Consider the following 10,976-nt stretch of genomic DNA (forward strand, 5'->3'; position numbering starts at 1 on the left):
GCAGCTTGAATTTCGGGTGAGGGGGAGCTTTCGCGAGTCCGTTTGTCACCGTGTTCGCGGAGAAAGCCCCTCACCCCAACCCTCTCAGAGCGAGCTCTGCTCGTCTCGGCCCCGTAAGAACGGGGAGAGGGAGCAATAAGTCGTCCCTAAGCAACCGCGCGCTCGCTGTACATCGCCTCGATCTCGGCGGCGTAACGCTTGTTCACGAAGCTGCGCTTCAGCTTCATGGTCGGCGTCAGTTCCTCGTCCTCGGGCGTGAGCTGGCGTTCGATCAGATAGAATTTCCTGATGGTCTCGACGCGCGCGAAATTGGCATTCACGGCCTCGATCTCGCGGTGGATCAGACCCTGGATCTCCGGCGCACGGCACAGGCTCGCATAATTGGTGAAGGGGATGTCGTGGTCCTGGGCGTATTTCTCGACATTCTCCTGGTCGATCATCACAAGGCAGGTGAGGTACGGCCGCTTGTCGCCGATCACCACCGCGTCCGAAACATAGGGCGAGAATTTGAGCTGATTCTCGATTTCCGAGGGCGTGATGTTCTTGCCGCCGGAGGTGATGATGATGTCCTTCATCCGGTCGGTGATCTTGACGTAGCCCTCGTTGTCGATCGTGCCGACATCGCCGGTATGCAGCCAGCCCCTGGCATCGATGGTCTCGACGGTCTTCTCGGGTTGGTTGAGATAACCCATGAACAGGAAGTCGCCGCGGATCAGGATCTCGCCCTTCGGGCAGATCATCACCTCGCCCCAGGGCGCGGCCTTGCCGACCGAGCCGAGCTTGATGCGTTCGGTCGGCATGATGGTGGCGACCCCGCAATTCTCGGTCTGGCCATAGACCTCGCGCATGTCGATTCCGAGCGCGAGATACCAGCGGATCAGATCGGGCGCGATCGGCGCGGCGCCGGTGAGCGCGATCCGGCAACGGTCGAGCCCGAGCATGCGGCGGATGTTGCGGAACACCAGCCAGTAGGCCAGTCGGTTGGCAAAGCGTAGCGACAGCGGCGGTTGCTCGCCCTGCAGCCGATAGTCGGTCATACGATAGCCAATCGCCATCGCGCGGCGGTAGACCCAATTCTGGAACGGGGTCGCATCCTTCAGCGCGATCGTGATGCCGGAGTAGAATTTCTCCCACACCCTGGGCACGGCGAGGAAGGCGGTCGGCTGCACTTCGCGCAGATTGTCCGGCACGGTCTCGGGGCTCTCGGCGAAATTCATCACCGATCCCAGCGCGACCGAGATGTAATAGCCGCCGACGCGCTCGGCGACATGGCAGAGCGGCAGGAACACCAGCCGCTCCTCGTGGTCGGTCGACGGGAAGAGGTCGTTGGCGTGGCGCATCTGATGCGTCACGCTGCGGTTGGCATGCATCGCACCCTTCGGCGGACCTGTGGTGCCCGAGGTATAGACGAGGATCGCGAGATCGCCGCTAGTCCTGCTTCCGATCATCTCGTCCCACAGCGCCTCATTGTCCTGCGCATGATTGCGGCCCAGCGCGGTGAACTCGGCAAGCGACATCACCATGGGATCGGAGAAGCCGCTCAGGCCCTCCATGTCGAAGACCACGATCCGCTCCAGCGTCGGGCAGCGCGAGCGGCAGGCGAGCAGCTTGTCAAGCTGCTCCTCGTCTTCCGCGAAGACCACGCGGGTGCTGGAATCATTGATGAGATACTCGACCTGGACCGGCGAGTCTGTCGGATAGATGCCCGAGGAGACGCCGCCGGCGCAGAGGATGCCCATATCGGCATAGACCCATTCCGGCACCGCGTTCGCGATGATGGAGGCGACATCATCGGGGCGGAAGCCGATGGCATGCAGGCCGTAGGCGATGTCCTTGGAGATCTGCAGCCACTCGCGCCAGCTCGTCGGCTGCCAGATGCCGAATTTCTTCTCGCGGATCGCGGGCTTGTCGCCACGCGTCTCCACCGCCAGCAGAAAACTCCTCGCGATCGTGTCGGCGACCGTCAGCACCGCCGGTCCGGCCATGCCCGTTCCCTCCTCTCCTCGCCCGTCGCGACCGCCGGCTTTTGCGCCGATCTTTCGCGACAGGGCTTCAATCTACCGTCAAGTTCCTCTCAACGCCATGTTTTCTTCTTTTTCCAGCGTCGCTCCCCCCGCGCACCTGCCTCCTTGGCGCCGAGATAGAACTCCTGGATATCCTTGGAATGCATCAACCGCTCGCAGGTGTCGTTCATCACGATGCGGCCGATCTCCAGCACATAGCCGTAATGCGCCGTCTCCAGCGCGACCTTGGCGTTCTGCTCGACCAGGAGGATCGACATGCCCTGTTCTTCATTGACCCGGCGGACGATGGTGAAAATCTCCTTCACCAGGATCGGCGACAGCCCGAGCGATGGTTCGTCGAGCAGCAGCAGCGTCGGCCGGTTCATCAGGGCGCGGCCGATCGCAAGCATCTGCTGCTCGCCGCCGGAGAGCTGGCCGGCCGGCTGGTCGATCCGCTCCTTCAGCCGCGGGAAATAGCCGTAGACGCGGTTCAAGTCCTCGGCGACGCTGTCGCGGTCCTTTCGCGGATAGGCGCCCATCATCAGGTTCTCGCGCACCGACAGGAACGGAAACACCTCCCGCCCTTCCGGCACGTGGCTCAAGCCCAGCCGCACGATCTTGTCGGCTTCCATGCGCTGGATCGGTTTGCCGAGGAATTCGATCGAGCCCTTCTGCGGATCGAGGATGCCGGAAATCGTCTTCAGCACGGTGGTTTTGCCGGCGCCGTTGGCCCCTAACAGCGTGACGATCCTGCCGCGCGGTACTTCCAGGCTGATGCCTCTGATGGCCATGATCGGCCCGTAGTAGCTCTCGATATTGCTGAGCTTCAGGATGATCTCGGGCGCGACGGGGGCGATCATGGCCTCAAGCTCCGAGATAGGCCGCGACGACGTCGGGATGCTGCTGCACTTCCGCAGGCGAACCCATCGCCAGCACCCGGCCGTAATTCAGCGCGATGACGCGATCGGAGACGCGGTTCACCAAGGTCATGTCGTGCTCGACCATCAAAACGGTGATGCCGAGCTCGGATTTCATGTCGCGGATCCAGAACGACATGTCGTCGGTCTCTTCCACGTTCAGTCCCGACGATGGCTCATCCAGAAGGATCAGCTTCGGCTCCGAGCACAGCGCGCGGGCCAGCTCGATCACCTTGCGCACGCCGTAAGGAAGTCCGGAGATCAGCTTGTCGCGATAGGGTTCGAGATCGAGGAACTCGATCACCTGTTCGACGCGGCGGCGATGCACCTTCTCGGCCGCTCGAACGCTCGGCAGGAACAATAGTTCTTGCCAGAGCTGCGTAGTGGAGTGGCGATGACGGCCGACCAACAGATTGGAAAGCACCGTCGCATTCTCGAACAATTCGATGTTCTGGAAGGTGCGGGCAATGCCGAGCTTGGCGATGTCATAGGCTGGCTGCTCGGTGATGTCCTGATCCTCGAAGAAGATCTTTCCCGAAGTCGTTGGGTAGATGCGCGAGATCAGGTTGAAGATCGAGCTTTTTCCTGCGCCGTTCGGCCCGATGATCGAGAGGATCTCGCCCTTCTCGACCGCGAAGCTGACGGCATCGACCGCCTTGAGGCCGCCGAAGTGAAGCGAAAGATTCTCGGCGCGGAAATAGCTCATCGGTTTCGCTCCGACTTCACATAGATCTTCTGCCGCTTGAAGGTGGCGTGCTTGTAGAGCGGGAACAGCTCGAAGAAGAGCTTTATCTTGAGCCAGCGGCCGTAAAGGCCGAGCGGCTCGAACAGCACGAACAGCACGATGATGATGCCGTAGATCGCGCCCTTCAGGCCGTTGGCGGAGGCAAAGGCCGCGACCGCGTCCTGGATATGCGCGGCGCGCTCCTGGCCGGCGCCAAGCGTCGCGGCGAGGCCTGCGATCACGCCGGGCATATCGTCTTTCAAATAGGTCAGGAACGGATCGATCATCACCAGGAAGATCGCCCCCAGCACCGCGCCGTGCAGGCTGAAGGTGCCGCCGATCAGGATCACGATGATGAACTCGATCGAGAGCTGGAGCGTGAACATCTCCGGGCTGATGAAGGAGAGTTTGTGCGCGAACAGCACGCCGGCAAAGCCGGTGATGGCGGCGCTGATCGCAAACGACTTCACCTTGTAGAGCGAAACGTTGATGCCCATGCTGCGGGCCGCTGTCTCGCTTTCGCGGATCGCGACGAAGGCGCGGCCGGTCGGCGAGCGCAGCAGGTTGAGCGAGCCGACGATGGTCAGCACCAGCACGGCCAGGCAGAGATAGTAGAAGGTCGGCCCGTCGCGGGGCACCGCGGCGCCGAGGAAATAGAGCGTCTTGACCCGCATGCCCTCATTGCCATGGGTCACGCTCTCCCAGCGCGCCAGGATTTCCTCGACGATGAAGGCAAAGGATATGGTGGCGATGACGAGATAAATGCCCTGCAGCCGGAGTGCCGGGAATCCGACGAGCGCGCCGACCACGCCGGTCAACAGCCCCGCGGCCAGGAAATAGACCGGAAAGGGCACATTGAACTGCTGCAGATAGGCGGCGGTGTAGGCGCCGATCGCGAGAAAGGCCGCGTGCCCCAGTGACGCCTGACCCGTGAAGCCGGTGAGGATCAAAAGTCCCACGCCGACGGTCGCATAGATGCAGACGAAGACGACCTGGCTCATCAGATAGCTCGAGAGCACGTAGGGCGCGATCAGGAGCAACGCCAGCAACAGGCCATAGGAGAAGATGTAACCCGAATGCGGGAACAGCTTGATGTCGTCTTCGTAGTCGGTCTTGAACAGGAACCGCATGCTGCTCAAACCTTCTTGCGCACGTGAAGACCGAACAGGCCTTCGGGCTTCAGCAGCAGCACCGCGAGCAGCACGATGTAGGGCGCGACATCCTTCCATCCTTGCGGCAGGTAGAAGCCCGCCATGCTCTCGATTACCCCGATCAGCACGCCGCCGACGACCGCGCCGGGGATCGATCCGAAGCCGCCGAGGACGGCGGCCGGAAACGCCTTCAATCCCAGCACCAGGCCGACATTGGAATGGATGAAGGTGATCGGCGCCAGCAGCACGCCGGCGCAGGTGGCGACCGCCGCCGAGATCGCCCACACGATCGAGACCACGCGCTTGACCGGGATGCCCATGTAATAGGCGGCCAACATGTTCTCCGAGCTCGCCCGCATCGCGGTGCCGAGCGTGGTGCGGTTGAAGAACAGATAGAGCAGCGCGCACAGGATGATGGTCGCCGCGATCACCGACAGCTTGTCGTAGGCCAGCACCAGGCTGCCGATGCGCAGGACGCCCTGGCTGAACGGCGTCTCGATCTTGAAGTCGTCGGTGCCCCAGATGATGCCGGCGACCGAGCGCAGGAAGTAGCCGAGGCCGATGGTCGCCATGATGATGGAGAATTGCGGATATCCGAGGATCGGCCGCACCACCAGCCGCTCCGCCAGCATGCCGAACAGCGCCATCGCCGCCACCGCGCCGGCAAAGCCAATCCAGTAATTGAGGCCGAGCATGCCGATGAAGGTGAAGGCGAAAAAGCCGCCCAGCATCATCAAATCGCCCTGGGCGAAATTGACGACCTCGGTTGCCTTGTAGACGAGCACGAAGCCGAGCGCGATCAGGCCGTAGACGCAGCCAAGCGCAATGCCGCTCACGAGCTGCTGAACAAAGTCCAGCATCGTTTTCCCTCCCCGATGCACGGCAATTCTTGATAATTGCTCGTTGCATCCCGCTTCCGCCCTCCTCTTTTCGGGAGTGCTGGAAGCTGCATGTGTCCGGCGGCGATTTGAGCGCAAAGCGGGAAGCGCTGTCAACAAAGCGCTGCGCCCGCCACCTGGCATAATAGCGCAGAAATGCCGCAGCCCGTAGTTCTCCGGCATTGCCCGCGATTTGCGGCCTGCGATTCACCGCGCCGAAACGCTTTTCGGCCCATGGTCCGCAACCAGACATCAACCTGGACCGTCCCCACATCATGCCATCCGATCCGCCAGCACTCGGAGTGCGAGGGTTAACCAAGCGTTTCGACCGGCCGGCGGTCGACGCGCTCGATCTGACCGTGCGGGCCGGCGAATTCTACGCGCTGCTCGGGCCGAACGGCGCCGGCAAGACCACGACGCTGCGGATGGTCGCCGGCCTGCTCAAGCCCGATGCCGGCTCGGTCTCGATCTTCGGCATCGACGCCCTGTCCGATCCGATCGGCGCCAAGCAGATCATGGCCTGGGTCTCGGATGAGCCGATGATCTACGACAAGCTCACCCCCCTCGAATATCTCGAATTCGTCGCCGGCCTCTGGGGCATCGATCCCCGCCTTTCCGAACGCTCAGCCCAGGACCTCCTGGTCTCGCTCGGGCTCGAGCCGCATCTGCACGAGCGCTGCGAGGGGTTTTCCAAAGGCATGCGCCAGAAGGTGGCGCTCGCGGGCGCACTGGTCCACGACCCCAGCCTGATCATCCTCGACGAGCCGTTGACTGGCCTCGACGCGCTCTCCGCCCGCCACGTCAAGGGCCTGTTGCAGGAGCGCGTGCGCGCCGGCTCGACCGTGATCATGACCACGCACATCCTTGAAGTCGCCGAACGCATGGCCGACCGCATCGGCGTCATCGCGAAGGGCAGGCTCGTGGCCGAAGGCACGCTCGCGGAACTGCGCCAGCGCAATGGCCGCAACGACATCAGCCTCGAAGACGCCTTCATCGCCCTGGTCGAGACCGAGGCGGCTGCCGCATGAGTTCGGCCACCGACCTCACCTGGTTCGCCCGGCACGAGATCCGGCTCGCCTGGCGCGAATGGCTGGCGATGACGACGGGCGGACAGCGCCGCCGCAAACGCGCGGTGATCGGCCTCGTCATTTTCGCCGCCATCCTGCATTTGCCGGCCTATGCGGTGGTCGGCCGCTTTGCCAACCTGACGCTGCCGCTCGACAAGTCCGCGCTGATCGTAATGTCGTCGACGATCTTCCTCGCCTGGGCGCTCATGCTCTCGCAGGCGGTCGAATCCGTGACGCGGGTGTTTTACGCCCGCGCCGACCTCGATTTGATCATGTCGTCGCCGGTCAGACTGACAAACATCTTCTCGGTCCGCATCGCCGCGATAGCGCTGCAGGTCACCGGCATGGCGCTGTTGTTCTCGACGCCCTTCGTCGACGTGCTGGTGATCGGCGGCGGACCGCGTTGGCTTGCCGCCTTTGGCGTCGTCATCGCGATCGGCCTTTCGGCCGCGGCGGTCGCCACCGCCCTCACGGTGGCGCTGTTCCGCCTGATCGGCCCGCGCCGCACCCGGCTGGTGGCGCAAGTGCTGGCCGCGATCATCGGCGCCGGCTTCGTCATCGCGCTGCAGATCGCCGCGATCCTTTCTTACGGCACCCTGTCCCGTTTCGCCGTGCTCACCTCCGATACCGTGGCAGGCTTCGCGCCAGACGCCGGCAGCATGCTGTGGTGGCCGGCCCGCGCCGTGCTCGGCGACGGCGAGGCGCTCTCGCTCCTGCTCGCCTTCAGCCTCGCTCTGCTCGGCGTGGTGGTAGCAATCTTCTCGCCGCGCTTTGCCGACACCATCATCAGGATCTCGGCGAACCCGGCGATGGCCAGCCGAACGGCCAAGGTGCGGACATTCCAGCGCGGCTCGCGCCAGCAGGCGCTGCGCTGGAAAGAGTTCGTGCTGCTGCGGCGCGATCCCTGGCTGCTATCGCAAAGCCTGATGCAACTGCTCTACCTCGTGCCGCCGGCGCTGATGTTGTGGCGGAGCTTTTCCGATGGCTCCGCCGGCCTGATGCTGATCACGCCTGTCATCGTGATGGCGGCGGGCCAGCTCGCTGGCGGCCTCGCCTGGCTGACGATATCGGGCGAAGACGCTGCCGACCTGGTCGCGACCGCGCCGCTTTCGCCGGCCCAGGTGATCCGCGCCAAGATCGAAGTGGTGCTGCTTTCGATCGCGCTCGTGGTCGCGCCGTTCGTCATCGCGCTGGCGTTCGCCTCGGCGCTCCAGGCTGTCGTCACAGTGCTCGGCGTGACCATCGCCACGATCTCGGCGGCCGCGATCCAGCTCTGGTTCCGCGTGCAGGCCAAGCGCAGCCAGTTCCGCCGCCGCCAGACCTCCTCGCGCGTCGCCACCTTCGCGGAAGCCTTCTGCTCGATCGGCTGGGCGGCCACATCGGCGCTCGCGCTGGCAATGCCGATCGCGGCCGTCATCACTGGCGCCATGACACTGATGGTGCTCGCCACGACCTGGAAGATCAGCCCGCGGCAGGAGTGATCTACTAACGTCATTGCGAGCGAAGCGAAGCAATCCGTCGCGCCCGCGCGTGGAGGCATGGATTGCTTCGCTCCGCTCGCAATGACGGACATAGGCTGCGCCGGCAAGCCCGATGACGGCTGCGGAATTCGGCGATAGAGTGGCGCGACGTCACCGCCGACGGACCCTGCCCATGTTGCGACCGATCCTCGCCGCCTTTGCCCTGCTCGGCTTCCTCAGCATCGCGGCCCATGGGCAGGATGCCCAGCGCAGCGAATGCCTGGCGATGGCCAATGCGCCGCCGCGCGCCACGCCCGTCAGCCTGCGCCGCGTCGCCAAGGCCGACGAGGTCGCGATCACCTATGCCGGGCACTCCACCTATTACATCGATACCCCCGGCGGCATCCGGATCGCGACCGATTACAATGGCGCCTACCGCACCGGCCGCCTGCCTGATGTCGTCACCATGAACCGGGCGCACAGCACGCATTACACGCTGTTTCCCGACCCGAAGATCCCGCATGTGCTGCAAGGCTGGGGCGAGAACGGACAGCCTGCCCATTACGCGATGCGGATCGGCGACGTCTTCATCCGCAACGTCACCACCGACATCCGCCGCACCTATGGCGACGATTCCGGTGGCGACATGATCAAGGACGGCAACTCGATCTTCATCTTCGAGGTCGCCGGCCTCTGCATCGGCCATCTCGGCCATTTGCACCACAAGCTCGACGAGAGCCATTTCGTCGCGATCGGCCGGCTCGACATCGTGATGGTGCCGATCGACGGCACCTACACCATGTCGCTTGCCGGCGTCTCCGAAATCACCAAGCGATTGCGCGCTGCCGTGGTCTTGCCGATGCACCGCTTCGCCACCCCGCTCGACGAGTTCATGCGCATGATCGGCCAGCAGTTCGAGATCGACCAGCGCAGCGAGCGGACGCTGAGGATTTCGCGCGACACGCTGCCATCGACGCCGACGGTGATCATCCTCGATGGGGTGTAGTCGGAATTCACCTCGCCCCGCTTGCGGGGAGAGGTCGAAATTCAAGCTCCGCTTGAATTTCGGGTGAGGGGGACTCTCCGCGAAGATCGCTGTCATTGTATTTGCGGAGAGAGCCCCTCACCCCGGCCCTCTCCCCGCAAAGGGCGGGGAGAGGGAGGATCCTTGCTTACGCCCACTCGCCCTTGCGGAAGACTGGCACGCGGCTGCCGTCGGTCCTGACGCCGTCGATATCGGTCTGGCCGGAGCCGATCATCCAGTCGATATGGATCAGGCTCTGGTTGCCGCCCTGGGCTGCGATCTGCTGCGGCGTCAGCTTGTCGCCGTCGATGAAGCATTTCGAATAGCACTGGCCGAGCGCGATATGGGAGGCGGCGTTCTCGTCGAACAGCGTGTTGAAGAACAGCAATCCGCTCTTGGAGATCGGTGAGGAGTGCGGCACGAGGGCGACCTCGCCGAGGCGGCGCGCGCCCTCGTCGGTATCGAGCACCTTCTTCAAGACTTCCTCGCCGCGCGAGGCCTTGGCGTCGACGATCCGACCTTCCTCGAACTTGACCTGGATATTGTCGATCAAGGTGCCCTGGTAGGACAGCGGCTTCGAGCTCACGACGTGACCGCTGACGCGGCGGCAATGCGGGGTGGTGAAAACCTCTTCCGTCGGGATATTGGCGTTGCAGGTGATGCCGTTCTTGGCAACCGAGGCGCCGCCTTCCCATTCATGGCCGTCGGCGAGCCCGATCGTGAGATCGGTGCCGGGACCCGTATAGTGCAGTGCGTGGAAACGCTGGCCGTTCAGCCATTGGGTCCGCTCGCGCAATACCGCGTTATGCTTCTCCCAGGCAGCGACCGCGCCGTCCTGGTCGACACGGGACGCCGCAAAGATCGCATCCGCGAGCTTTGCCACCGCAGTCTCCAGCGGATCGTCCGGAAAAACCTGCTTGGCCCAGGAGGCGCTGGGATAGGCGATGATGTTCCAGTTGACCTCGAAATTGACGATCTTCTCCAGCGCCGGCTGATAGGCGACCGAATTGGCCTTGCTGGCGCGCGCGACCTTGGTCGGATCCTCGCCCGACAGCAGCATCGGGTTGTCGCCGACCACCGCGAGCCGCGCGGTATTGGCGGAGAATGCCTTTGCCATGCCCTCATAGAGCCAGTTCGCCGCGCGATCGAAGCCTTCATGATGGCCATGGCGATAACGCGCCAGCGTGACCTCTTCATCCGACAGGATCGGCGTGACCAGGCCGGCGCCGGCCTTGTAGGCATGGACCGCCAGCCGCCGCACCAGCGGCAGCGCCGACGACGGCGCGGTCAGGAGCAGGTCCTGTCCCGGCTGTAATCCGAGCCCGACCTTGATGGCGACTTCGGCGAGGCGGTCGAGCTTTTCGGGATCGATTGCGGCGGAAAGGTTGCGTTGGGATGCGGTCATGCTGGATCCTCGAAATCGGTAACTTTAGCAGAGATAGGCGATCGGCGCGGGCCCTTCAACGTTTCACCGGGGACAGCACCGGTCCACCATTTCGGATGCAAGCCCGGGACGTGGGGAAGGTTGGGATTCAAATTTCAAACAGCGGAGGGGATGTGAGTCCGCATTCTCGCGGCACGGAGTGCCCGAGATTTGCATGATTGTTACCCTCCTCGATAACAGAGGGCGCAGGGAAAGCCGGGTGCTGGTTGCACCCGTGGGTCCCGTGCAACAAAAAGCACGGGGGTAGGACCACAGGTTCAACCGAAGCGACTCCGGCTTTCCCTGCGCGATGGTGTTACGGCTTATTT

9 protein-coding genes are annotated in these 10,976 nt (G+C 63.6%); 3 read left to right on the top strand and 6 right to left on the bottom strand.

Annotated elements, in window-relative coordinates; translation table 11 throughout:
- Positions 1 to 146 precede the first annotated feature (146 nt).
- From CWO89_RS09085 to CWO89_RS09105, 5 genes are all read right to left on the bottom strand, one after another.
- Complete coding sequence (locus CWO89_RS09085) at positions 147 to 1,985, bottom strand: AMP-dependent synthetase/ligase (protein WP_130578289.1); 1,839 nt, start codon at positions 1,983 to 1,985, stop codon at positions 147 to 149.
- Between the two features lie 89 nt (positions 1,986 to 2,074).
- Entirely contained in the window at positions 2,075 to 2,863 is a 789-nt protein-coding gene (locus tag CWO89_RS09090) for an ABC transporter ATP-binding protein (protein ID WP_130578290.1), read from the bottom strand.
- A 4-nt stretch (positions 2,864 to 2,867) separates the two neighbouring features.
- Positions 2,868 to 3,626, bottom strand: coding sequence for an ABC transporter ATP-binding protein (locus tag CWO89_RS09095; protein WP_130578291.1), 759 nt, complete (start codon positions 3,624 to 3,626; stop codon positions 2,868 to 2,870).
- Complete coding sequence (locus tag CWO89_RS09100) at positions 3,623 to 4,774, bottom strand: branched-chain amino acid ABC transporter permease (protein WP_130578292.1); 1,152 nt, start codon at positions 4,772 to 4,774, stop codon at positions 3,623 to 3,625. Before CWO89_RS09100 ends, CWO89_RS09095 begins: the two co-directional genes overlap by 4 nt.
- Before the next feature lie 5 nt (positions 4,775 to 4,779).
- Positions 4,780 to 5,655 (bottom strand): branched-chain amino acid ABC transporter permease, encoded by an 876-nt coding sequence (locus CWO89_RS09105; protein WP_027580076.1) that lies wholly within the window; start codon positions 5,653 to 5,655, stop codon positions 4,780 to 4,782.
- A 293-nt stretch (positions 5,656 to 5,948) separates the two neighbouring features.
- Here CWO89_RS09105 and CWO89_RS09110 point away from each other — a divergent pair, with 293 nt between their 5' ends.
- The 3 genes from CWO89_RS09110 to CWO89_RS09120 all read left to right on the top strand — a co-directional run bounded on the left by CWO89_RS09110 (position 5,949) and on the right by CWO89_RS09120 (position 9,206).
- Entirely contained in the window at positions 5,949 to 6,701 is a 753-nt protein-coding gene (locus tag CWO89_RS09110) for an ABC transporter ATP-binding protein (RefSeq protein WP_130578293.1), read from the top strand.
- The gene (locus CWO89_RS09115; protein WP_130578294.1) at positions 6,698 to 8,221 is read left to right on the top strand and encodes a permease; all 1,524 of its coding nucleotides are present in this window, start codon (positions 6,698 to 6,700) and stop codon (positions 8,219 to 8,221) included. Before CWO89_RS09110 ends, CWO89_RS09115 begins: the two co-directional genes overlap by 4 nt.
- Before the next feature lie 172 nt (positions 8,222 to 8,393).
- Positions 8,394 to 9,206, top strand: a complete 813-nt coding sequence (locus CWO89_RS09120) for an MBL fold metallo-hydrolase (protein WP_130578295.1) — start codon at positions 8,394 to 8,396, stop codon at positions 9,204 to 9,206.
- A gap of 166 nt (positions 9,207 to 9,372) precedes the next feature.
- Here the strand turns inward: CWO89_RS09120 and CWO89_RS09125 are convergent, their stop codons facing one another.
- Positions 9,373 to 10,629, bottom strand: coding sequence for an aminopeptidase (locus tag CWO89_RS09125; RefSeq protein WP_130578296.1), 1,257 nt, complete (start codon positions 10,627 to 10,629; stop codon positions 9,373 to 9,375).
- Positions 10,630 to 10,976: the final 347 nt, after the last annotated feature.

Origin of the sequence: Bradyrhizobium sp. Leo170, assembly GCF_004296405.1 — a bacterium.
Lineage (GTDB): Bacteria > Pseudomonadota > Alphaproteobacteria > Rhizobiales > Xanthobacteraceae > Bradyrhizobium.

Coding starts and splice junctions, on each gene's coding strand:
- CWO89_RS09085 (WP_130578289.1), bottom strand. CDS start 1,985: ATGGCCGGACCGGCGGTGCTGACGGTCGCCGACACGATCGCGAGGAGT.
- CWO89_RS09090 (WP_130578290.1), bottom strand. CDS start 2,863: ATGATCGCCCCCGTCGCGCCCGAGATCATCCTGAAGCTCAGCAATATC.
- CWO89_RS09095 (WP_130578291.1), bottom strand. CDS start 3,626: ATGAGCTATTTCCGCGCCGAGAATCTTTCGCTTCACTTCGGCGGCCTC.
- CWO89_RS09100 (WP_130578292.1), bottom strand. CDS start 4,774: ATGCGGTTCCTGTTCAAGACCGACTACGAAGACGACATCAAGCTGTTC.
- CWO89_RS09105 (WP_027580076.1), bottom strand. CDS start 5,655: ATGCTGGACTTTGTTCAGCAGCTCGTGAGCGGCATTGCGCTTGGCTGC.
- CWO89_RS09110 (WP_130578293.1), top strand. CDS start 5,949: ATGCCATCCGATCCGCCAGCACTCGGAGTGCGAGGGTTAACCAAGCGT.
- CWO89_RS09115 (WP_130578294.1), top strand. CDS start 6,698: ATGAGTTCGGCCACCGACCTCACCTGGTTCGCCCGGCACGAGATCCGG.
- CWO89_RS09120 (WP_130578295.1), top strand. CDS start 8,394: ATGTTGCGACCGATCCTCGCCGCCTTTGCCCTGCTCGGCTTCCTCAGC.
- CWO89_RS09125 (WP_130578296.1), bottom strand. CDS start 10,629: ATGACCGCATCCCAACGCAACCTTTCCGCCGCAATCGATCCCGAAAAG.